At 31.5% G+C, this 22447-nt stretch carries 22 protein-coding genes; 13 read left to right on the top strand and 9 right to left on the bottom strand.

Annotated features, from left to right (window positions below; all coding sequences use genetic code 11):
• The first annotated feature begins 6 nt into the window (after positions 1-6).
• From CW733_RS12225 to CW733_RS12190, 8 genes are all read left to right on the top strand, one after another.
• Entirely contained in the window at positions 7-762 is a 756-nt protein-coding gene (locus CW733_RS12225) for a tetratricopeptide repeat protein (RefSeq protein WP_100997444.1), read from the top strand.
• A gap of 64 nt (positions 763-826) precedes the next feature.
• Positions 827-1111 carry a hypothetical protein gene (locus tag CW733_RS12220; RefSeq protein WP_100997443.1) on the top strand — a complete coding sequence of 95 codons (285 nt, stop codon included), beginning with the start codon at positions 827-829 and terminating at the stop codon, positions 1109-1111.
• Between the two features lie 88 nt (positions 1112-1199).
• A complete protein-coding gene (locus CW733_RS12215) occupies positions 1200-2792 on the top strand; it encodes a SulP family inorganic anion transporter (RefSeq protein WP_100997442.1) in 1593 nt (530 codons plus the stop codon).
• 6 nt (positions 2793-2798) lie between these two features.
• Positions 2799-3599 (top strand): universal stress protein, encoded by an 801-nt coding sequence (locus tag CW733_RS12210; protein WP_100997441.1) that lies wholly within the window; start codon positions 2799-2801, stop codon positions 3597-3599.
• Between the two features lie 32 nt (positions 3600-3631).
• Positions 3632-4261 (top strand): carbonic anhydrase family protein, encoded by a 630-nt coding sequence (locus tag CW733_RS12205; protein WP_100997440.1) that lies wholly within the window; start codon positions 3632-3634, stop codon positions 4259-4261.
• 19 nt (positions 4262-4280) lie between these two features.
• Positions 4281-4943, top strand: coding sequence for a DUF2490 domain-containing protein (locus CW733_RS12200; RefSeq protein ID WP_100998826.1), 663 nt, complete (start codon positions 4281-4283; stop codon positions 4941-4943).
• 35 nt (positions 4944-4978) lie between these two features.
• A complete protein-coding gene (locus tag CW733_RS12195; protein ID WP_100997439.1) occupies positions 4979-6841 on the top strand; it encodes a SulP family inorganic anion transporter in 1863 nt (620 codons plus the stop codon).
• Positions 6842-6853: 12 nt separating this feature from the next.
• The gene (locus CW733_RS12190) at positions 6854-7480 is read left to right on the top strand and encodes a carbonic anhydrase (RefSeq protein WP_100997438.1); all 627 of its coding nucleotides are present in this window, start codon (positions 6854-6856) and stop codon (positions 7478-7480) included.
• A 65-nt stretch (positions 7481-7545) separates the two neighbouring features.
• Here CW733_RS12190 and CW733_RS12185 read toward each other — a convergent pair whose 3' ends face one another.
• Both CW733_RS12185 and CW733_RS12180 read right to left on the bottom strand, forming a co-directional pair.
• Positions 7546-8631: an HmuY family protein gene (locus CW733_RS12185; RefSeq protein ID WP_100997437.1), complete on the bottom strand. Its 1086-nt coding sequence runs from the start codon at positions 8629-8631 to the stop codon at positions 7546-7548.
• Positions 8632-8642: 11 nt separating this feature from the next.
• Entirely contained in the window at positions 8643-10772 is a 2130-nt protein-coding gene (locus CW733_RS12180; protein WP_100997436.1) for a TonB-dependent siderophore receptor, read from the bottom strand.
• Between the two features lie 105 nt (positions 10773-10877).
• Here CW733_RS12180 and CW733_RS12175 point away from each other — a divergent pair, with 105 nt between their 5' ends.
• The 5 genes from CW733_RS12175 to CW733_RS12155 are packed head-to-tail and all read left to right on the top strand — an operon-like array spanning position 10878 to position 16364.
• Positions 10878-11786: a DUF6607 family protein gene (locus CW733_RS12175; RefSeq protein ID WP_100997435.1), complete on the top strand. Its 909-nt coding sequence runs from the start codon at positions 10878-10880 to the stop codon at positions 11784-11786.
• A 1-nt stretch (position 11787) separates the two neighbouring features.
• Positions 11788-13266, top strand: coding sequence for an ankyrin repeat domain-containing protein (locus tag CW733_RS12170; protein ID WP_100997434.1), 1479 nt, complete (start codon positions 11788-11790; stop codon positions 13264-13266).
• Positions 13267-13276: 10 nt separating this feature from the next.
• Positions 13277-13762: a DUF2271 domain-containing protein gene (locus CW733_RS12165; protein ID WP_100997433.1), complete on the top strand. Its 486-nt coding sequence runs from the start codon at positions 13277-13279 to the stop codon at positions 13760-13762.
• A 51-nt stretch (positions 13763-13813) separates the two neighbouring features.
• Positions 13814-16003: a PepSY domain-containing protein gene (locus CW733_RS12160; RefSeq protein ID WP_100997432.1), complete on the top strand. Its 2190-nt coding sequence runs from the start codon at positions 13814-13816 to the stop codon at positions 16001-16003.
• A gap of 16 nt (positions 16004-16019) precedes the next feature.
• On the top strand, positions 16020-16364 hold the full coding sequence (locus CW733_RS12155) for a DUF6686 family protein (protein WP_100997431.1): 345 nt from the start codon (positions 16020-16022) through the stop codon (positions 16362-16364).
• Positions 16365-16404: 40 nt separating this feature from the next.
• Here the strand turns inward: CW733_RS12155 and CW733_RS12150 are convergent, their stop codons facing one another.
• The 7 genes from CW733_RS12150 to hemB form a co-directional block, all read right to left on the bottom strand.
• Positions 16405-17328, bottom strand: a complete 924-nt coding sequence (locus tag CW733_RS12150) for a hypothetical protein (protein ID WP_100997430.1) — start codon at positions 17326-17328, stop codon at positions 16405-16407.
• Between the two features lie 83 nt (positions 17329-17411).
• The gene (locus CW733_RS12145; RefSeq protein WP_100997429.1) at positions 17412-18125 is read right to left on the bottom strand and encodes a 3'-5' exonuclease; all 714 of its coding nucleotides are present in this window, start codon (positions 18123-18125) and stop codon (positions 17412-17414) included.
• A 4-nt stretch (positions 18126-18129) separates the two neighbouring features.
• Positions 18130-19275, bottom strand: a complete 1146-nt coding sequence (locus CW733_RS12140; protein ID WP_100997428.1) for a serine hydrolase — start codon at positions 19273-19275, stop codon at positions 18130-18132.
• Positions 19276-19327: 52 nt separating this feature from the next.
• The gene (locus CW733_RS12135; RefSeq protein ID WP_100997427.1) at positions 19328-19846 is read right to left on the bottom strand and encodes a DUF4442 domain-containing protein; all 519 of its coding nucleotides are present in this window, start codon (positions 19844-19846) and stop codon (positions 19328-19330) included.
• On the bottom strand, positions 19846-20322 hold the full coding sequence (locus tag CW733_RS12130) for a methylated-DNA--[protein]-cysteine S-methyltransferase (RefSeq protein WP_100997426.1): 477 nt from the start codon (positions 20320-20322) through the stop codon (positions 19846-19848). Before CW733_RS12130 ends, CW733_RS12135 begins: the two co-directional genes overlap by 1 nt.
• Entirely contained in the window at positions 20322-21398 is a 1077-nt protein-coding gene (locus CW733_RS12125) for a CNNM domain-containing protein (RefSeq protein ID WP_100997425.1), read from the bottom strand. The genes CW733_RS12130 and CW733_RS12125 overlap by 1 nt, the downstream gene beginning before the upstream one ends.
• Before the next feature lie 28 nt (positions 21399-21426).
• Complete coding sequence (gene hemB, locus CW733_RS12120) at positions 21427-22416, bottom strand: porphobilinogen synthase (RefSeq protein WP_100997424.1); 990 nt, start codon at positions 22414-22416, stop codon at positions 21427-21429.
• Positions 22417-22447: the final 31 nt, after the last annotated feature.

Genomic DNA, 22447 nt, shown 5'->3' with positions numbered 1-22447 from the left:
TAAACAATGAAAAACACACTCTACATACTCTTGTTTTTTATAGGAAGTCTTTCGGCTCAAAACGAGAAAATTTTCGATCAGGCTAACGCGCTTTATAACGAAGGTAAATATGCTGAAGCTATAGATAGATATGATGTGATTTTAAATTCAGATAAGCACTCTGCCGAGCTGTATTTTAATATTGCAAATGCGCACTATAAGCTTAATAATATTGCGCCTTCAGTTTATTATTATGAAAAAGCATTAGCGCTAAAACCTAAAGATAAGGACATACAAGGTAATCTAGCATTTGCTAACAATATGCGAATTGATGCTATAGATAATTTGCCAGAAGTTGGTTTAACTAGGTTTGTGAAAAAGACAACCAATACTCTATCTTTCGATGGTTGGGCAAAGCTTTCTATTGTTTTAGTTGTGCTTTTTGTGTTATTTTATTTACTGTATTATTTTACTTTTGGTACAGAAAAAAAACGTTTTTATTTTGTGACTAGTACACTCTCTGTTGTACTAGCATTAGTGGCATTAGTTTTTACTTTTTATAGCTATAGTTTAGCGCAAAAAAAGAATCCAGCAATTATTTTTGCAAAAGAATCTAAAGTTAAAAGTGAGCCAAACTTGCGTAGTGACGAAGCTTTTGTTCTACACGAAGGCACTAAGGTTCAGGTTTTAGACACTGTAAAAAGTTGGAAAAAAATTAAACTTAGTGATGGTAAAACAGGTTGGATACAAGATGAAGATTTAAGATTATTAAATAAGATTTAGATTTTATTTAACATTTAAAATGTTTCTTTAATATTATATTTGCGTCTTGAATTATAACTTAAATATGCTTAAAAAACACATATCTATTTTCTTTACCATATTATTTTTGGCCATAATTACTGCGCCTTCTATAATTATGGTTTTAGATGATACTGTAGATATATCTGTTTTTTATAGCCTTTCTGAGGAAGAAGAAGAAGTTCAAAACTTGAAACTACTTTTTTCTAATAATGAAGAAGAACTAGATTATTTAAGTAACGTTTTAAAAACTAATAATTTAGGATATTTTTTTAAAAATTACTCAAAACCTCACTTAAACCTCATTTCTCCACCACCTGATTTTATTTAATATTTTGTCGTTTGGACATTTTTTGTCCCCAAAAAAATATTAAAATAACTATTGGTTTATTAACCAATAGAATAAAATCAAATTATAAATGTTTAAAACATTAAAAAACGACTTGCCTGCAAGTGTCGTTGTATTTTTCGTTGCATTACCTTTATGTTTAGGTATTGCTTTAGCTAGTGGTGCGCCACTTTTTTCAGGAGTAATTGCTGGAATTATTGGAGGAGTTGTAGTAGGAGCCTTAAGCGGTTCTAAAATTGGAGTTAGTGGGCCTGCAGCAGGTTTAGCAGCTATTGTATTAACAGCAATTGGTACTTTGGGAGGTTATGAAAACTTCTTGGTTGCTGTTGTTTTAGGAGGCGTTATTCAGTTACTTTTTGGCGTTTTAAAAGCTGGAATTATTGGATATTATTTCCCTTCATCGGTTATTAAAGGAATGCTTACTGGTATTGGAATTATTATTATTTTAAAACAAATCCCTCACTTTTTTGGATACGATGCAGAAGCAGAAGGAGCAGATAGTTTTATAGAAGCTTCTGGAGAGAATACTTTCTCTGCGATTTGGCATGTTTTTGATAACCTTATATTAGGTTCTATGGTTGTTGGTTTTATAGCCTTGGGTATTTTATTACTGTGGAGTAATGTTTTAGAAAAAAAAGGAAAGATTTTTCAAGTCATTCAAGGACCACTAGTTGCTGTTGTTGTAGGAATAGTTTTTTTCTTATTAACAAAATCTAATATGTCACTATCTATTGCAGAATCTCATTTAGTAAGTGTACCAGTTCCAGATGATTTAGATTCATTCATTGGTCAATTTAGTTTTCCTAATTTTGCAGTAATAACAAATCCTGAAGTTTGGGTTATAGCCTTTACAATTGCCTTAGTTGCAAGTTTAGAAACATTGTTATGTGTAGAAGCATCTGATAAACTTGATCCAAATAAAAACGTAACACCTACAAATAGAGAATTGTTAGCACAAGGAGCAGGTAATATACTATCTGGTTTAGTTGGAGGACTTCCAATAACTCAAGTAATTGTTAGAAGTTCTGCTAATATTCAATCTGGTGGAAAAAGTAAATTATCTACTATTTTACATGGAATGTTACTTTTAATATCTGTTGTTTTAATACCTTCTTTACTTAATAAAATCCCTTTATCTGTTTTAGCAGCAATTTTATTAATTGTGGGTTATAAACTAGCAAAGCCATCGTTATTTGTAAAAATGTATAAATTAGGATGGAAACAATCTGTTCCGTTTTTTGTAACAGTAATAGGAATTGTTTTTACTGATTTATTAATAGGTATAGCTTTAGGTTTAGCTGTTGGTATTGTAGTTATTTTATTAAAAAGTTACCAGAATTCTCATTTCTTACATATCGAAGATAATAGTAATGGAAAACATAAAATTAAAATGGAGCTTGCAGAGGAGGTTACATTTTTTAACAAAGGAGCAATCTTAAAAGAATTAGATAGCTTACCAAGAGACACTTACTTAGAGTTTGATGTCACTAAAACGAGATATCTAGATTATGATATTGTAGAGATTTTAGAAGATTTTGCTTTTAAAGCCAAAGAAAGAAATATTGATATTAAATTAATATCTAAACGTGGTATTGTTGAGAACCCATCAAGTTTTATAGAGTTCTTTCAGTTAAGACCTAAGTCTAATATTAGTTTAAGCTAGAATACTATGAAAAATAATAAATATAAAATACTAGTACTTTCAGATTTAAAGAAAAACACAAGTTCTTCTATAAAAAGTAGCATAAGCTTAGCTAATATGATTGGTGGAGAAGTAACATTATTTAATGTAAAAAAGCATATAGATATTGTAGAAGGAGACAATCAATTATCTGCAATTAGAACTTTAAATGAAGAGCATATTAATACTAAAAAGGAAATAAAAGCATTAATAGATCCTATTGCTAAAGAATATAATGTAGCAATAGATTACAGTTATTCTTTTGGAAAAGTAAAAGAAGAGATTCGTAATTACATTAAAGTTTATAATCCAGATATTATTGTTTTAGGACAGCGCGATTCTAGCCCACTTCAATTAATTGGAGATAGTATTACTCGTTTTATTTTAAAAGAATTTAAAGGCGCTGTGATGATTACGGCTAATGAAAATGCACTAGTACCAAACGAAAAAATGACTTTAGGCATTTTTAATGATTCGAATAGAGTATTAAACACTAAATTCTCGAAAGATTTAATAACGCATACTAAAGCTCCTTTAAAATCTTTTAAGATTATTAATAGCCAAAAGGAAATAAAAAAGGCTTCTGTAGAAAATGAAGAAAAAATGGAAGAGTATGTTTTTGAAGAAAACACTAACGCTATGAATACACTTTCTTCCTATTTATTAAAAAGTAATATTAATTTGTTGTGTATCGATAGAGTTCAAGATAAAACCAAAAACACAGCAGAAACACCATTAAATAAAATAATAAGTCAGTTAAATGTTTCATTATTAGTTTCTGAAGCATAGTAAAAAACAATTTAAATTTAAAAACAAGACATATGAAAGCACATACAAAAGAAACGCAATCGACAATGACACCTGAAAAGTCATTACAATATTTAAAAGAAGGAAACCAAAGATTTCAAAACAATTTAAAAGCCAATAGAAATCTTTTAGAGCAAGTAAACGATACTAGTGATGGGCAATTTCCTTTCGCTACTATTTTAAGCTGTATAGATTCTAGAGTTTCAGCAGAGTTGGTGTTCGATCAAGGTTTAGGAGATATTTTTAGTGTACGTGTTGCAGGTAATATTGTAAACGAAGACATTTTAGGTAGTATGGAATTTGCTTGCAAATTAGCAGGTACAGAACTTATTGTTGTTTTGGGCCATACTAGTTGTGGAGCTGTAAAAGGAGCTTGTGACCATGCAGAAATGGGTAACTTAACTAAGTTAGTTCAAAAAATAACACCAGCAGTTAATGCTGTTTTAGAACCTAAAGAAGAAGCTTTAAGAACTTCTAAAAACTTAGATTTTGTTGATGAAGTATCGCACATTAATGTAGAATTAATGATAGATAGAATTCATGCAGAAAGCCCAATACTTACCGAGATGGAAAAAGCCGGTGAAATTAAAATTATAGGAGCCATGTACAATGTAAATACAGGTGAAGTAAAATTTTATGAATAGAAGAATATCTAAAAATAAAATGAAAAAGAGAATAACTATGGCAGCACTAACATTATTGTTAGTGCTGCCTAATTTTATACATGCACAAGAAAGTGATTTCGGGAATTGGCTAGTATATATTGGGAACAAGAAGCTTGATAGTAAATGGAATATCCATAATGAAGTGCAGTATCGAAGCTATAATGCTATAGACGATTTAGAACAATTATTGTTAAGAACAGGTATTGGTTATAATTTATCAGAAAACAATAACAATATTTTGCTAGGATATGGTTATATTCTATCTCAAAATTATAGAGAAGGATTAGACGAGAAAATTGATGTAAACGAACACCGCATATTTCAGCAATTTACAACTAAGCAAAAAATTGGTAGCGTAGCTTTAAGTCATCGTTATCGTTTCGAACAACGTTTTGTTGAAACCGATTTTAAAATGCGTTTTCGTTATTTTTTAGGTTTTAATATCCCGTTAACCGGAAAAGAAGATAACAAGTATTATCTTTCAGCCTATAATGAGATTTTTTTAAATACAGAATCTTCTGTTTTCGATAGAAATAGAATGTATGGAGGTTTAGGTTACAAGTTTAATAAATCATTAAAAATAGAGATTGGTTATATGAATCAGTTTTTTGAAACGAGTAACAGAGATCAATTAAATGTTATTACATTCTTTAACTTTTAAGAAATACCAACAATACAAGAAATAAAACAAGATAAATGAAAAACTTTTTTTCCAATTTTAAAGGAGATGCCTTTGGAGGTATCACAGCAGGAATTGTAGCACTACCATTAGCATTGGCATTTGGAGTGTCTTCAGGTTTAGGACCAGAAGCAGGGCTTTATGGTGCTATATTTATTAGTTTCTTTGCTGCTCTTTTTGGCGGCACACCAACACAAATATCTGGACCTACTGCTCCAATGACAGCGGTAAGTATGGTTATAATTGCTGGTATTGTTGCGGCAAACGATGGTAGTATAGACAAAGCATTACCTGCAATATTAACAGTCTTTTTATTAGCAGGATTAATACAAGTAGGACTTGGTTTTTTAGGTCTAGGTAAATATATTAGATACATACCATATCCTGTTGTTTCTGGTTTCATGACTGCAATTGGAGTTATAATATTACTTACACAAGTTTTACCTTCTATTGGTTATTACCCAAAAGAAGATATGGAGTTTGTTGAACAATTTAAACCACAAGCCGAAGAAGTTATCCTTGAGAATATACTTAAAGATGAAGCTGGTCAAGGTATTTTAGTTTTAGAAAACTTTAAAGAAACAATAACACGAGCAGATTTAATTACACCAGAAGAGATTTTAAACGAATCTCAAACATTAGCGGCAAAAGAAGCTTCTGGTACAATTGGAGCGTTGAGAGTATTACCAAGAGCCTTAAAAAACATTAATTGGTTAGAACTAATGTTGGCCCTAGGAACGATATTAATTATTTATGGTTTTAAACGTATTACAACAGCAATACCAAGTACTTTGGTTGCTCTAGTTGTTATGTCTGGAATAGCTTATGGCTTTAGTTTGGGCTATAGACCAATTTCTGAGATTCCAGGAGGTATTCCAATTCCAAAATTAGAAATGTTTACTTCCTTCAGTATGGGTAGTATTACTCCATATATTTTTACTGCTCTTACATTATCTTTATTAGGGGCAATAGATTCTTTATTAACAAGTGTTGTTGCAGATAATATGACTAAAACAAAACACAAACCTAACAAAGAATTAATTGGTCAAGGAATTGGTAACAGTATTGCAGCGATTTTTGGAGGTATTCCTGGTGCAGGAGCAACTATAAGAACCGTTGTAAATATTAATGCAGGAGGAAAAACAAAGCTTTCAGGAATGATTGCAGGCATTATGTTATTAGTAGTTATGTTGGCATTAGGACCTGTAGCATCTAAAATTCCAGCAGCAGTTTTAGCAGGTATTTTAATAACTGTTGGTATTGGTGTTATGGATTATAAAGGACTTAAAGCTATACCAAGTTTACCAAGAGATATTAAAATAGGACCTTTAAAATTAAGTTCAGAAGTATTAATAATGATCATCGTATTATTACTATCTACTTTCTGGGATTTAATTTATGCAGTTGGTATTGGTCTTGTAATTGCTTCTTTAATGTTTATGAAGAAAATTGGTGATTTAACAGCAGAACGTTCAGATGTAAAATCATTAAAAGAAGAAACATGGGAAGACGAGACAAATTTCCCACAACAATTAAAAGAAGAGGTGTTTATTAAACATTTAAAAGGACCATTATTCTTTGGGTCGACTAGTGATTTTCAAGCATTAACATTGCAAATTCCTGATACAGCAAGATTTGTTATTTTAAGATTAGGACGTATGCAATATATGGATCAATCTGGTTTGTATGCTATGGAAGACATGCTTTTAGATTTAAAAAAGAAAGATATCGATGTCGTTTTTGTTGGACTTTTACAACAACCACGATATATGATGGAACGTATTGATATAATTCCAGATTTTATACCGAATGATCGTATTTTTAGTAATTTTAAAGCCTGTTTAAAATGGGTTAAAGATAACGTAGAAGACAAACATTAAAAACTTAAAATTATGAAGCTAGATAACGTTTTTGAAAACAATAAAGAGTGGATTAAGGCTAAGCTAAACGAAGACGATAAATATTTCGATAAATTAGGAGAAGGACAAAATCCAGAGCTTTTATTTATAGGTTGCTCAGACAGTAGAGTAACTGCCGAGGAATTAATGGGATTAGGACCTGGAGATGTTTTTGTACACCGTAACATTGCAAATATGGTTATTGGTACAGATTTAAATGCAATGTCTGTAGTAGAATATGCAGTATCACATTTAAAAGTAAACCATGTTGTTGTTTGTGGCCATTATGGTTGTGGTGGAGTTAAAGCAGCAATGCAATCTGCAGATTTAGGAATACTAAATCCTTGGTTACGTAATATTCGCGATGTGTACCGAATACACAATACAGAGCTAAATGCAATAGAAGATGAAGAAAAAAAGTACGAGCGCCTAGTAGAATTAAATGTACAAGAGCAATGTGTTAACCTAATTAAAACAGCTGCAGTTCAAAAAGCAGCTCGTGGAAGAGGTTTAGCAGTACATGGTTGGGTTTTCGATATTCATACAGGAAAATTGATAGATCTAAAAATAGATTTTGAAAACATTCTGGAAAGCATTCGTGAGATTTATCACTTAGATTAACACAGGTAAAGCCACTCAAATTTGAGTGGCTTTTTTCATTTTAATTAACTCTAAAATAAAATTTATTATAATAAACTATAAACAAATTCTGGGTAACCACGTTCTCCGGAAGCATCTGTTAAAGCTAAAAATTTAAGCTTATATAAATTACCATCGGTATCATTTACTATGTAAAACACGTTTTCTTTTAAAGAAGGTAATGTTCCTGGTCCACCACCATTTCTCCAGCTGCTTCCAATTGCACGTTGGTCGTTTGAGAAGTTTGTGTTTTCAACATCTGCTAACGTAAAATCGTCATAAGCTAAAGCTTCAGTATCTGTATCTATCATGTAAACAGTTGCGCTTGCTTTTGTATTATTAACTACAAAATCTGAATAACCATAAGCACCATAACCTGATATTTCATTTGTAAAAACACTAAAGTTTAAATCCCAGTTTGTTTTAACTGGTTCTACACTAACCTCTGTTTCAGTATTAAAGCTAAAGAATGTATAATTATAATCTGCATTTTTAGCAATAGTAACTACTTCATGAGTTGTAGCATCCAAATCAGCATATTGTAAAACGTAATTGTTTCCGTCTTTTAAAATTCTAATTTTTTTCCAACCTCTAGCAGCACCAGAAACTTCAACACTTCCGTTAGAAGGCGTTGCTGTTCCAACCTCAAAGCCTAAGTTTACTAAATAGACATGGTTTTCTACATCAGTTTCAGAAATAGCAGAAATAGCAGTTCCGCTAATTTCACCAGTTGGAGCATCTATAAATCCAGCAGTTTCAGCTTGAAAAGTACCAACAGCAACTCTTGTTTGTAAGTCTTGCACTTCTGCATTAGACGAATTCACAGCATCTATATCTGAAACCGTTAATTCAGCAGTTGCCATATAAATAGATCCATTTATAGCTACTCTAAATTCTGATTCAGAATAAAAACCTAAATCCCAAGAATCACGCTGTACAGCTGTACTTGTGTTTGTACTTAAGTCTACATAAACTTGATTTTGTTCGTTTGGACCTCCAACTAATGGAGATATGGCAGCACCTTCTATTACAACTTGTATTGGTTGTGTAGGTGTTGAGTCGTCATCGCTACTGCAGCTTGAGAACAGTAATACCGAGGCGCATAAAATTGAGGTAAAAAATTTGTTAATCATTGTAATTGGTTTTAAAAGTTTAAATTATATAATAGTTTTAAGTAATAAGAACGTCCGTAACCCAATAGTAATGCACTATTACTAGAGGAATGCACACCGTTTGTAGAATTATTACTAACATTTACATTAGTAACATCTAGTAGGTTTCGGCCGCCAATTGTTGCTTGAATTTTATTGTTTAAAAAAGATTTTTTTATGGAACCATCTAACCAGCTATAAGCATCGGTTGTGGTTTTTTCGAATACAGAATTGCCATTACCATCTGTTCCACTAGAGACATAGCCCTTTTGCTTCCCATTATGCTTTAATAGCAACGTGAAAGCAGTTTTCCATTTTTTAACATTATAAGTAGCACTTGTGTTTAATTGGTAAGAATATAAAAAGTCATTATCTATATTAACTTCATTACTTGCAACTCTAGAAATACCTTGTAATGTTCCACCTAGATTTAAAGTCCAGTTATCTTTTTTTATACTGTTCTCTTGTGTAATTCCCCAAAGCTTATAAGTATCAATATTTATGTACTCGTATTGTAAAGGTGCAGTGTTTACAATAGCAAGATCTATTTTATCTTTTAAGTCTATATAGCTAAGTTTTATTGTGTTTTGTAAAGAAGTATCCTTAAACCAACTTCTCTTTTTTAAGGTTAAAAATGCCGAATATCCTTTTTCAGGATTTAAGTTTTCATTTCCTTGTACATCGTGGTTAGAATCGACAAAGTAGTAGTATAACTCTTCAAAATTTGGTGTTCTGTAAGAAGTACCAACGTTGGCGCGTAACTCGAAACCTTTAGGCATTAAATAGCGTGTGCTTAATGAAGCTAATAATTTAGAATCGAATAAGGAATTATACTCATAACGTACACCAGGTCTTATCGAAAATTTATTAGTCAGTTTTAATTCTGAAGAACCAAACAACGCAACATTATTTTGCTTTCTAGTTTTATCTTTTTGTGTAATATCTCCCGAAGCTTGCGTATCGAAACCTTTTATAAAACGAGTTTCGTAGCCTAACTGAAAGTTGAAAAAATCACTTTTAACAAGATTATTTATATCTCCTTTAGAATAAAATACATGACTCGATTGGTAGGTTTCATCAATTTCATCGGTTTTATCTTTAGTAAGTATGTAGTAAGTAAACTCGTTTAAATCTCTTTTCTGAGTTTGATAAGAAAATGAAGCATTATAATTTGCACCAGAATTTAAACTTCCGCTTAAATTTAAATTGTTTACAAACCTGTTTGTTGTAAAAATTTTATCGGTTGACGTTGGATTACTTGTTTGGTTATCGGTATCAATATTAGCTCTAACGGTAACACCGTAGTTATTAATTATCTCATTAAAATATTCCGATTTGTATACTAGCTTAAATTTGTTAGTATTATAACTTAGTAAAGCATTGGTGTTAAATTGAGTTTTAGGTAACCAATCATGACCGCGTAAACTATCGTTTATATAGTGGTTTTGTCCTTGTCTGCCATTATAGAATCCTGCAAATTGATTTATATTAAAACCAACTCTAGCAAACAGTTTTTCGTTTATATTATGTCCAATACTAAGAGACTGTATGTGTCTTCCTTCATCAAACCATTCGTATTCATCGCTAACGGTTTCTTCTTGTACAAAAGCTTGAATTTTCCAATCGCTACTAATGGTTTTCTTTGTAATTATATTAATAACACCAGAAACAGCATTTGCACCATATTCAACTCCCATAGCACCTTCCACGATTTCTATACGCTCAATGTCGTCAAGATTTATTTGCGTTAAATCGATATTGTTTCCTAGACCATTATCACTCACCAATGGAATGTTATCTATTAAAACATTAAAGTATTGAGAGTCTAATCCAAAAAATGAAACAGTCGATTTTCCAGATTGCGCATTAGGTGTAACGGTAAGATTTAGATTAAAATTTAATAAATCGGCTAAATTATTAGCCGCCTGACTTTCAATTTGCTTTCTATTAATTACAGTAACATTATGAATAGACTTTTTTATAGACTGCGCATTGTATTGTCCTGTAATTACAACTTCTTCAAGAGATTGCGTTTTTACGGAGTCTTTTTTTATTTGAGCAAAAGAAATGCAGCTTAAAAAAAGTGAAAAATAAATGGTGATTTTATTTTTATTTAGAATCATTCTATTTTATATTTGTCGCAAATATATATCTTATTTTAATTCAATCTAAATAAGAATAACAAATTTTTAATATTTTTTTTAATATCATAATCAAACAACTTAATAATGAAACATTTAGTAGTATTAGCAGTAATTATTCTATCAATACCGTTTAGTGGAAATGCTCAAAACAAGAAAAAACAAGATCAAAAAGCCATAAAAGACATGTGTGGTTGTTATGAAGTAAGCTTCAATTTTGCTGAAACTTTTGAGTATTCTAAAGACTCTACTTATGTGCCTTCTAAAACAAAAACCGATAAAGGTTTAGAATGGGTTCAGTTAGTTGAAGACGATAGAAATAAAATTGCATTGCAGCATTTATTAATTGTTGGCTCTAAAGAAAAACCATACATAGTAAAACATTGGAGACAAGATTGGGAGTTTGAAAACACCAATTTATACGAGTTTGATCACGATAATAAATGGACGTTTGTTAGTCTTCCTATAAAAGAAGTAAAAGGACAGTGGACGCAAAAAGTATTTCAGGTAGACGATAGTCCGCGTTACGAAGGTTCTGCTACTTGGGTTCATGTAGACGGGAAAAGTTATTGGGAAAGCACAACTGCTGCACCTTTACCAAGACGTGAGTACACAAAACGTAGCGATTATAATGTAACACTTAGAACTAACCGTCACGAAATTGTTGCTAACGGTTGGATTCATGATCAAGATAACGACAAAGTTATTCGTGATGATGTAAAAGAGGATGTTGTTTTAGCACAAGAAAAAGGCCATAATACTTATGTTAAAGTAGAGGATAGCGAATGTGTCGCTGCACAAGATTATTGGAAAAATAATGAAGGTAAATGGGTTTTAGTACGCACAAAATGGGATGAAGTTTTTGCTAGAAATAAAGATTTAACCTTAGAAGAAAAAGTAGATAATAAAGTGTTGTTTAAGTATTTATTCGATAAAGAAAAGTATAAAACATCAGAAGAAATTAATCCATTAATTGAATCATTTGTAAAAAAATAAAATGAAGTATTTAAAAAAAATAGTAACAATTATTATATGCTTTATAAGCATACTAAGTTTTGCACAAGAGAATGTGTTTTTAGATAGGGATTTTTGGAATGCAAATCCAAAAGTTAAAACTGTAGAAGCTAAAATAAAAGAAGGTAATAATATAGCAGAAGCCAATAGCAATAATTTTGATGCGGTTGTATATGCTATTTTACAAGATGCACCATTAGAAACCTTAAAGCACATTCAATCTAAAAAAGGAAACGATGTCAATAAGTTAACGCACGATGGTAGAACCTATATTTTCTGGGCAGCCTATAAAGGTAATATTGCTTTTATGGAATACCTTTTAAACAAAGGAGCTAAAACTGATATTACCGACGATAAAGGAAGTACAATCTTAAATTTCGCTGCAGGTTCAGGGCAACAAAACACAAAAGTCTACGATCTTTGTATTGCAAATGGCGCTAATGTGAAAACGGATTTAACACCAAATGGTGCTAATGCGTTATTACTTGCTGCGCCTTACGATAAAGGTTTTAAACTAATTAGCTATTTTACTTCAAAAGGAGTAGATATTAATAGCGTAGATAGAGATGGTAATGGCATATTTAATTATGTTGCCAAAACAGGTAATATAGAGTTGTTAAATAAGCTAATAGAAAAAGGAGTAAAAGGTACAGATAATGCTTTTGTTTTTGCAGCCTATGGAACAAGAGGTAAAAGAAACACACTAGATTTTTATGAGTATTTAGAAAGTGTAGATTTAAATCCTAATAAAGCTTCAGTAAAAGGAGAAACGCCACTACATATCTTAGCGTCTAGAAGTAAAGATTTAGAACTTATTAGCTATTTAGTTGATAAAGGATTAGATGTAAATGCAATAGATAACAACGGAAACACACCTTTTATAAACGCTGCTAGTAGAAATACTACAGAGACAGTTGAACTATTATCTAAGGATTTAAAAAATATAAATCAGGTTAATAAAAAAGGAGAGTCTGCACTAGCTTTAGCTGTTGCAAATAACTCACCAGAAGTTGTTCGTTTTTTAATTGAGAATAAAGCAGATGTTTCGGTTTTAGATGCTAATAAAAATAATTTAACTGCTTATTTAATAGCATCGTTTTCAACTAAAAAAGAAGCTATTTTTAAGCAAAAATTAGATGTTTTAACTAAAAACGGACTAGATATCACTAAAACACAAGAAAACGGAAATACCTTATACCATTTAGCTTTACCAAAAAACAACAGCAGTATTTTAAAGCTTATCAAGCAATTTAATATAGATGTAAATGCTAAAAATAAAGAAGGAAACACAGCTTTACACCTTGCCGCTCTGCAAGCAAAAAACACAGAAATCTTAAAGTATTTAATTTCTATTGGAGCTAAAAAAGAAACTACAACAGATTTTGGAGAGACACCTTACGATTTAGCTTCTGAAAACGAAATTTTAAAAGCACAGAAAACTGATTTAGATTTTTTAAAATAAAAAGTAATTAATGAAAACATTAAAAACACTTTTAGTACTTGGAGTTTTAGCAATTTCAACGCTATCATTTACAACAGTAACAGAATCGACATCGTATAAATGTATGATTCAAATGATTAATTATTCTGGTGAAAGCGCCTACGTCGTTATTTCACTTATTAATCCTGAAGGCGAATACGAAAAAACATTATGCGTACAAGGTGATGATGAAGAGTGGTATCATGACATTTCAGAATGGTGGAAATTCTACGGTAAAAAACGAACAAAAATTGATGCTATTACAGGAGCTACAATTGCAGGAGGTGCAAGAAGTATTAGTGTAATAGATATTGAAGATTCTAAAATTGATGCTGGTTATAGTATTCGTTTTGAAACTGCTGTAGAAGATCAAGAATATTACACAAAGGATGTGGAATTTCCATTAACATCAGAAAGTGTTAAAAGCAAAAAAGAAGGTTCTGGTTTTATTCGTTATGTACGTTTAATGCCTAATTAATTCTATCATGTTACTTCAAGTGATCTGCGAGAAGTTTCAAAATAAAAAAATATGACCATTTCAATTTGGAGATACAGCCATCTTACACTAGCTGTATCTTCTTTTGTCTTTATTTTATTAGCTTCTATAACTGGAATCATCTTGGCTTTTCAGCCAATCTCGGAACAAATGGAACCGTATAAGGTTTCAGATTTTGAAAGTATAACACTTGCCGAAACACTTTCGAATTTAAAAACAGAATATCCCGAAGTTTTAGATCTTCAAATTGATGCAAATCAGTTTGTTTTAGCCTCAGTAATTACTAACGATGGCGAAAGTTTAAATGGTTATATAAACCCGAGAACAGGACAGTTTCTAGGAGACAAAATAGAAGTGTCCAAGTTTTTTAATTGGGTTACTAATTTTCATAGATCGCTATTTTTAAAGAGTATTGGTCGTTTTTTTGTTGGTTTATGTTCGTTCCTATTATTTTTAATTGCAGTTTCAGGAACGGTATTAATATTAAAAAGACAAGGTGGTTTTAAAAAGTTTTTCTCTAAAATAGTTAACGAGAATTTTAATCAATATTGGCATGTGGTTTTAGGACGTTTGTCTTTAATTCCAATTATTATCATTACTATTACAGGTGTTTATTTATCGTTAGAAAAATTCGATGTCCTTCCAAAAAACACAAGCTCCCATCAAATAGATTTTGAAACCTTATCGGAAACACCAAAAATAGATATTAAAGCGTTTCCAGTTTTTAAAAGCACAAAGCTTTCCGAAGTAAAAAGTATTGAGTTTCCTTTTTCTAATGATGTCGAAGACTATTTTACCATTTCACTTAAAGACAGAGAAATAGTAGTCAATCAATTTAATGGAGCTGTTTTAAGCGAAATAGAAACACCATTAGTAACCGTTTTTTCTACATTAAGTCTCAATTTACACACAGGAAAAGGTAGTATTTTATGGTCTCTTATTTTAGCAATTGCAACCGCAAATATTCTGTTTTTTATCTATTCTGGTTTTGCAATGACGCTAAAACGAAGGAAATCTAAACTAAAAAACAAGTATAAAAAGGACGCTTGCAAGTATGTGATTTTAGTAGGTTCGGAAAACGGAAACACCATGCCTTTTGCAAACCAATTGCAACAACAATTAATAAAAGCGGGAGAAATAGCTTACATCGCAGAGCTTAATAATTATAACACATTTAGTAAAGCAGAGCATTTTATAATAATGACTTCTACTTATGGTGAAGGTGAAGCGCCAACAAACGCAAGTGCATTTTTACAGCGCTTAAAGTCTATAAAACAAGAGCAAGAAATAAGTTATTCGGTTGTTGGTTTTGGATCATTAGCTTATCCCGATTTTTGCAAATTTGCTTTCGATGTTGATGCCGAAATGAAGCTTCAGTTTAAGCAAGAATTACCTGTTTTTACAATTAACGATAAATCGGTAGAATCGTTTCAAGAATGGATAAACCTTTGGAATAAGAAACGTGAGCTTCAAATTACAATTTCAAAAGAAAAACTGGCCATAAAACCTAGATTAAACAACACATTTACGGTTGTAGATAAAACCATAGCAGAAGACCATCCAGATAGCACCTTTTTAATCACCTTAAAACCGAATACCAATACATTTACTTCTGGAGATTTGCTCGCCATCTATCCAAAAAATGATTATAGAGAGCGTTTGTATTCCATTGGTAAAGTAAATGGTAATGTTCAATTAAGTGTAAAGCTTCACGATAACGGATTAGGCTCAGGCTTTTTAAATACATTAGAAATAGGTGCTCATTTTAAAGCACGAATTATTAAAAATAAGGCGTTTCATTTTCCTAAAAAAGCCTCAAAAGTAATCTTAATTGCCAACGGAACTGGTATCGCTCCCTTTTTAGGAATGATAGACCAAAACACGAAAAACACAGAAACACATTTTTATTATGGTTTAAGGCAAAATGCTTCATTTAACTTATATCGCGATGCTATTAAAGAAAATTATAATAGTAAAAATCTTACCAAATTAAAGTTAGCGTTTTCTAGAGAAGAACCTAAAACTTACGTGCAAGACGTCTTAAATCAAGACGCTTTGTTTATTGCAGAAACCTTAAAAAATAAAGGTGTGATTATGCTTTGCGGATCGTTAGCCATGCAAAACGATGTATTGGCTACCCTAAATACCATTACAACAGAAAACTTAAACCTTCCGTTAAGCAAGTTTATAGAAAGAAACCAAATAAAAACAGATTGTTACTAATCTAAAACACAAATTTATGTGCCATAATGTAAAGACAATATCAAAAGTTAGTAGTGGCGAATTATCAATATGTGAAAACTGCAAAATATACCATTTAGAGTTTAATAATATATGTTTTGAGTTTAATGTAGAGCAGTATGAGAAATTTAAAAACTACCTTTTAAATATAGAAACCAACTATTGGGAAACAAAATACGCACACTCGAAAGTTAAACGTAAAATACCAATACCATCTTTACAACCTAATCTGGTTTTAATGTTTAATAGGCAGGAAATAGAAGAGTTAAAGTCACTTTTTTGTAATAAAAAGAATGTCTTTTTAGCGTTAGATGATATAGACTACACTCTTATTCTAAATTAACAAAACTTAAAAATGTAACGCATATAAGTCACTTAAGTTTCTATTTGTTAAGCATCCAATGTACCAAATCTGTTTTGTCTACAATAGACCAACTGTGAGGATGTCGTTCTCCATTCGCACGATAACCTTTGTTTTCTGTAGGAATGTATTCAACAGCATTAAACTTCAATTCGCTTAATCTTTCGTGAAGCTTTTTAATATAGTAAGCGTTCATTTCATCATATTCAGAAAATCTATTCTTTTTCCACCAAAGTGTATCAGGTTCAGTATAAAATCTGATTTTAGTTTCCTTTAAATTTTTAATGTTATCAATGTTACCTGTTTTTAAAGTAGCAACAGAATATTCTTCGTATTTCGAAATGTCCTCTTCTGGTTTCCCTAATTGTTTCTCAAGAGTTTCAATTAACCACATGCTTTCTTGAACAGCAGGCTCTGAAAAATTACGTTCTACATTTTTTTTAGCAACTGTATGTAATGCATATAAATCTAAAGGAGAATCGACTATAAAAACACCTTTTGGAATTATGCTTGAATTCTCATGTGTTATAAAATTACTAATTAACAAAGCCATATTTCCTCCACTTGAAAAGCCTCCAATATATACATTATCACTCGGCAATTTATTTTCTTTAAATATGTTTTGAAGTTGCTCGCTTAAAAGTGTTTTTTCTTTTTTTGTAAGCCAAATTTTTCTGCTATAATTCAAATATAAAACTGCTATATTATTTTCTTCAGCATTTTCAATTATTTTAAACTCACGTTTAATGTCACCTGCATTTTCTGGAAAACCACCAAAAAGAACTAAGACAGCTTTTGCGTCTTTAACGGGTTTATTTAAGATATAGTCATCTTTAATTATTTCTATAAATTCAGTTTTTATTATGCTATCTAGTTTTTTATTTTCTTTGTTTTTACAAGAAAATACAAGCGTGAATATTAATAATGTTATTAGGTTTTTTTTCATTTATATAAATGTATAAAAGCATTTCTATTGTTACTAAAGCGCTTTCTTAAGCTATTACTAACATTTTTAGGAGTCTTTATTAATTACACATGTATAATCTCATCATCCTCAAGAATACTCTCACCACGTAACCTCAAGAAAATTTGAGCCACTGCAATAGTGTCCTTTTCGCAATAGACAATTATTCTGTCTATGTCGTTATCTTCATAATAGGTTTTATAAACTTCACTACCATCGATATCGTCTTTTGGAGATGGAATACCTAAAACGTTTGTCATCAATTTTAAAGAGGTGTAGGTTTTGTAATCTCCAAACTTCCATAACTCTAAAGTGTCTAGATGTGGTACTTCCCATGGTTTTTTACCAAAGAGATTAAGTTTGTATGGTAATTCTATATTATTAATAATCATGCGTCTCGCTATGTAAGGGAAATCGAATTCCTTACCATTATGAGCACATAGTAAGTGTTTGGCTTGGCTAAAATGAGAAATTAATAAGTTTTTAAAGTCTCTTAAAAGAGTTGGTTCTTCTCCATAAAAAGAAGTGGTACGAAACAAACGTGTTTCGCCTTGATTTGTAAAATACCCAACCGAAATACAAATTATCTTACCAAATTCTGCCCAAATACCTGCACGATCGTAAAATTCCTCAGCCGAAAATTCTTCTTTTCTTTGGTAGCGCGATTTTGCTTCCCAAAGTTCTTGTTTGGTTTTATCTAGCTCATTAAAATTTTGAGTTTCAGGAACCGTTTCAATGTCTAAGAATAAGATGTTCTCTAGGTTGAGTTTAGATATCATAGGCTTAGTTATTCATCATCTTATAAGCCTCATCAATATATATTGAAATATCATTAGTGAAAGCACCAACTCCTGCATCTGGAGACTTTTGGTGACCCAAACGCACAATAATTACATTATCTTCTGGTTGTACAATTACGTATTGGCCTAAGTGTCCACGCATCATTTTAAAATCTTTACCATTATGCTTTTTTAGCCACCAACCATATCCATAAACTGGGTCGAATTTTGGTGTTAAAGATTTAGCTACAAAAGCAGAATCTAATACTTGCTTGCCATTCCATTTCCCATTGTCTTTATATAATTTTCCAAAACGCGCAAAGTCTTTTGCGTTACTAGCAATACAGCAATACGCTTTTACTAAGTCGTGGTCGTCGCTATCTACTTGCCAAAGTGTTTGGTTTTCACTGCCAAGAGGTTTCCAAAAGCTTTCTTCAAAATAATCGTATAGTTTCTTGCCTGTAGCTTTTTCAATAACCATAGATAGCATTTGTGTGTCTCCACTTGCGTATTTAAAGCCTTTTCCTGGTTCGGTTACTACTTTAAGACCATTCATTACTTTTTCTAAATCGTCATCAAAATAAGCACGTGTAGTTATAGATAATGGAGAATAATAAGCTTCGTCCCAATTGGTTCCAGAACTCATGCTAGATAAATCTCCAACGGTCATTTTTGCTGCTTGTCCATCGCAAAAGGCAGGTAAAAAGTCGCAAACTGGTTGGTCTAAACTTTTAATATAACCTTCCATAATGGCTTTTCCCATTAATCCAGACACGTAACTTTTTGCCATAGAAAATGAGTTCGATTTAGAGTTTTCATTATACCCATCGTAATAGTTTTCGAACCAAATACTATCGTTTTTAATAATGACATAAGCAACGGTTCCGTAATCCGTATTGGCCTTGTTTAAAGCTTCGGTTTCTTTTGCAGAATTATAGTTTTTATGATTACTCCAAGGTTGAGGAGTTTCTATCTCAATTGTTCTGTTATCGAATTTTTTATAATCGTCTAAAAACGCTGTTGTATAACCACGCATATATATTGTGCGAACTGCTTTTATTAAATAATCAGTATCTGTGATGTAAAGGATTGCGATAAGTAAACCGAAAAGAACGACTAATACTTTAAAAAATTTTTTAAGGAATTTCATGGATTGATTTTATTAGAAAACTAAATATAGTAAAATTTAAAAGGATATCGAGTTATCGAGAGTTTCTCTGCTTAAGCTTTTCTTTATAAAACGCTTTTTCTGCGATGTATAATGTTTTCGAAAACTCTGCTACAGTTTTGTTTTTAGCGTTAACCAAAACCATGTCTTTAACAATATCAAGCTGTTGCTGTTGCAATACGTTAAGTTTTATAGTTTTTATTTCTTCAGCAGTAAAAATAAATTCACCATATATAGCGCCTTTTGCAGGACGTTTATATTTAGCGGTTACTGCTTTGTCCCAAACCACATAATCATCACCTAAAATTTGAATAAGCTGTATCATGTAAATTGGATCTGTAGCAGATAGCATACTGCCTCCAAAAATAGAACCTGCATAATTGCGGTTTTTCCAATTTAGTTTTAGTCTAATTTTTACAAAATGTAAATCGTCGCTAACTTCAATAAGTTTTGCAGTTGTGCGTCTATACATTGGAGACCAGTTAAAGCCATATTTATAAATGCTAGCTGGTTTTACAAAGCGTGTTAAAAATTTGGTTGCAATTTTATACATTAAAATAGACTTTGCTGTTTATAAGGGCTTTCATGTTCTAATAACCACTGTTTTCTATATAATCCACCAGCATAACCTGTTAAACTTCCATTACTACCAATAACGCGATGACATGGGACAATAATCCAAATTGGATTTTTTCCATTAGCATTTGCGACTGCACGAATGGCTTTTTCGTCGCCTAACTGTCTAGATAATTGTAAATATGAAGTCGTTTTTCCGTAAGCAATAGAGCTTAAAGCATCCCAAACACGTTCTTGAAAAACAGTGCCTTTAGGATTTAGTTTTAAACTGAATTGTTTACGCGCTCCTTCAAAATATTCGTTAAGTTGAATCACGCAATCTTCTAGGACTTCTGGAATAATATCTGAAACCTTTTCATTAGAATTTAATACAGAAACCGAAGCAATACCATCCTCATCACCAACAATTTTGGTAATACCTAAAGGCGAATTGATATAGCAGGTTTCTTCCATTATTGATTGTCTTCTATGTTTTCTATAATGCCTAATTTTTTAGCTCTCGCTTCCCAGTTTTTTCTAGCTTGATGTTGTAAATCGCTTACATTATCGCTTTCATCCATAATCTCTAAACCAAGTAGTGTTTCTATAACATCTTCCATTGTTACGATACCACTTACAGTTCCATACTCATCGACTACAGAGGCTAAGTGGTTTTTGCTTTCTACTAATTTTTCGAATAAAGTTGGAATTGGAGTATTACGCTCTACAATAATAATATCACGTTTTAATTCGGATAGTTTTTTAGAACCATTTCCTAAAGCCATTTCTTTATAGATTTCATCCTTAAGAACAACACCTTTTATATTATTTTCAGATTCTGAAAATACAGGAATTCTAGAAAATCTAAGGTTTATATTGTTGTTAAAGAAATCTGCAACGGTTGTGTTTTCGTTTTCAGTTTTCATAACGGTTCTAGGCGTCATGATATCCTTAGCATTAATATCTTTAAAGGTTAGTAGGTTTTTAATAATTTTGCTTTCGTTATCTACAAAAACACCTTCTTCGTGAGCCATATCTGCCATAACTAAAAAGCCTTCACGACTTAAAACGCTTCCATGTCCTTTGCCACCAATAAGCTTTGTAGTTAATTGCATTAACCATAATAAACCTGTCCATTTTAAAGGGAAAATTAAAATTTTCAAGGCTTTAGTTGTAAAATTAGTTAGGCTTTTCCAGTAGGTTGCACCAATTGTTTTTGGGATAATTTCTGAAGCAATTAATATTAAAATTGTCATTATTGCCGAAACAATAAATACACCATAACCCTCACCATTTCCGTACAATCCTTCTGCTTCTTTACCTACTAAAATGGCACCTACTGTGTGTGCGATTGTGTTTAAGGTTAGAATAGCAATTAAAGGTCTATCGACGTCTTTTTTTAAGACCTCTAAAGATGTAGCATACTTCTTGCCTTCTTTCTTTTTAAGATTTATAAATGTTGGTGTTACACTTAAAAGAACAGCTTCTAAAATAGAACACAAAAATGAAAAAAATATGGAGATAACTCCGTAAAATATTAGTAATCCCATGGTTTTTTTTAGTTTATTTGTGGCTAATTTACGATATTAATTTTACTACATCTTTAGCAAAATAACTCGCAATTATATCTGCTCCAGCACGTTTAATGGCTGTAATTTGCTCCATCATAACCGCATCATGATCTAACCAACCTTTTTCGGCAGCAGCTTTAAGCATAGAATATTCTCCGGAAACTTGATACACAGCAACAGGTACATCGACTTCATTTTTAATTTCGCGTACAATATCTAAATAGCATAAGCCTGGTTTTACCATAACAATATCTGCACCTTCGTCGATATCCATTTCGGTTTCGCGTAATGCTTCAAAGCGATTAGCATAATCCATTTGGTATGTTTTTTTGTCCTTAGGAATATCTTTTACAGCTGCAGGAGCAGAGTCTAAAGCATCACGAAAAGGACCATAAAAAGCTGAGGCGTATTTTGCCGAGTAACTCATGATTCCAGTATCTGTATAACCTTCGTCTTCTAGCAGTTCGCGAATAGCTAAAATACGTCCATCCATCATGTCGCTTGGTGCTACAAAATCTGCTCCAACTTCTGCGTGAGACAAACTCATTTCTGCTAAAACTTCAACCGTATCATCGTTTACTATTTTACCGTTTTCAATAATACCATCGTGACCGAATGATGAATATGGATCTAGCGCAACATCTGTCATCACTAGCATTCCTGGGCACACATTTTTAACGGTTTTAATAGCACGTTGCATTAATCCGTTTGGATTTAAAGCTTCAGTACCTTTGTTGTCTTTTAAATTGTCTGGGACTTTTACAAATAATAAAACAGATTTTAAACCCAATTTCCATAGCTCTTTTACTTCAGTTTCTAATAAATCTAAACTAAAGCGATAGTAATTTGGCATCGAGGCAATTTCTTCTTTTATACCTTTGCCTTCAACCACGAATAATGGTACTAAAAAATCGTTTGGTGAGATTATAGTTTCACGAACTAAACTTCTAATAGATTCGTTGGCTCTTAGTCTTCGGTTTCTTTTTATTGGATACATAAGTAATAGTTAAAAGTTAAAAAGTACAGAG

The organism is Lacinutrix sp. Bg11-31 (assembly GCF_002831665.1).
Classification (GTDB): Bacteria; Bacteroidota; Bacteroidia; order Flavobacteriales; family Flavobacteriaceae; genus Lacinutrix.
The sequence above is the reverse complement of the archived record's forward strand: the minus strand, read 5'-3'. Positions and strand labels throughout refer to the sequence as shown.

What these genes read in the sequence shown, in the direction of transcription:
- CW733_RS12195 (WP_100997439.1), top strand. Translation starts at nt 4,979, where the DNA reads ATGAAAAACTTTTTTTCCAATTTTAAAGGAGATGCCTTTGGAGGTATC.
- hemB (WP_100997424.1), bottom strand. Translation starts at nt 22,416, where the DNA reads ATGTATCCAATAAAAAGAAACCGAAGACTAAGAGCCAACGAATCTATT.
- CW733_RS12155 (WP_100997431.1), top strand. Translation starts at nt 16,020, where the DNA reads ATGTGCCATAATGTAAAGACAATATCAAAAGTTAGTAGTGGCGAATTA.
- CW733_RS12160 (WP_100997432.1), top strand. Translation starts at nt 13,814, where the DNA reads ATGACCATTTCAATTTGGAGATACAGCCATCTTACACTAGCTGTATCT.
- CW733_RS12145 (WP_100997429.1), bottom strand. Translation starts at nt 18,125, where the DNA reads ATGATATCTAAACTCAACCTAGAGAACATCTTATTCTTAGACATTGAA.
- CW733_RS12175 (WP_100997435.1), top strand. Translation starts at nt 10,878, where the DNA reads ATGAAACATTTAGTAGTATTAGCAGTAATTATTCTATCAATACCGTTT.
- CW733_RS12210 (WP_100997441.1), top strand. Translation starts at nt 2,799, where the DNA reads ATGAAAAATAATAAATATAAAATACTAGTACTTTCAGATTTAAAGAAA.
- CW733_RS12220 (WP_100997443.1), top strand. Translation starts at nt 827, where the DNA reads ATGCTTAAAAAACACATATCTATTTTCTTTACCATATTATTTTTGGCC.
- CW733_RS12200 (WP_100998826.1), top strand. Translation starts at nt 4,281, where the DNA reads ATGAAAAAGAGAATAACTATGGCAGCACTAACATTATTGTTAGTGCTG.
- CW733_RS12165 (WP_100997433.1), top strand. Translation starts at nt 13,277, where the DNA reads ATGAAAACATTAAAAACACTTTTAGTACTTGGAGTTTTAGCAATTTCA.
- CW733_RS12135 (WP_100997427.1), bottom strand. Translation starts at nt 19,846, where the DNA reads ATGTATAAAATTGCAACCAAATTTTTAACACGCTTTGTAAAACCAGCT.
- CW733_RS12125 (WP_100997425.1), bottom strand. Translation starts at nt 21,398, where the DNA reads ATGGGATTACTAATATTTTACGGAGTTATCTCCATATTTTTTTCATTT.
- CW733_RS12205 (WP_100997440.1), top strand. Translation starts at nt 3,632, where the DNA reads ATGAAAGCACATACAAAAGAAACGCAATCGACAATGACACCTGAAAAG.
- CW733_RS12185 (WP_100997437.1), bottom strand. Translation starts at nt 8,631, where the DNA reads ATGATTAACAAATTTTTTACCTCAATTTTATGCGCCTCGGTATTACTG.
- CW733_RS12150 (WP_100997430.1), bottom strand. Translation starts at nt 17,328, where the DNA reads ATGAAAAAAAACCTAATAACATTATTAATATTCACGCTTGTATTTTCT.
- CW733_RS12140 (WP_100997428.1), bottom strand. Translation starts at nt 19,275, where the DNA reads ATGAAATTCCTTAAAAAATTTTTTAAAGTATTAGTCGTTCTTTTCGGT.
- CW733_RS12190 (WP_100997438.1), top strand. Translation starts at nt 6,854, where the DNA reads ATGAAGCTAGATAACGTTTTTGAAAACAATAAAGAGTGGATTAAGGCT.
- CW733_RS12215 (WP_100997442.1), top strand. Translation starts at nt 1,200, where the DNA reads ATGTTTAAAACATTAAAAAACGACTTGCCTGCAAGTGTCGTTGTATTT.
- CW733_RS12170 (WP_100997434.1), top strand. Translation starts at nt 11,788, where the DNA reads ATGAAGTATTTAAAAAAAATAGTAACAATTATTATATGCTTTATAAGC.
- CW733_RS12180 (WP_100997436.1), bottom strand. Translation starts at nt 10,772, where the DNA reads ATGATTCTAAATAAAAATAAAATCACCATTTATTTTTCACTTTTTTTA.
- CW733_RS12225 (WP_100997444.1), top strand. Translation starts at nt 7, where the DNA reads ATGAAAAACACACTCTACATACTCTTGTTTTTTATAGGAAGTCTTTCG.
- CW733_RS12130 (WP_100997426.1), bottom strand. Translation starts at nt 20,322, where the DNA reads ATGGAAGAAACCTGCTATATCAATTCGCCTTTAGGTATTACCAAAATT.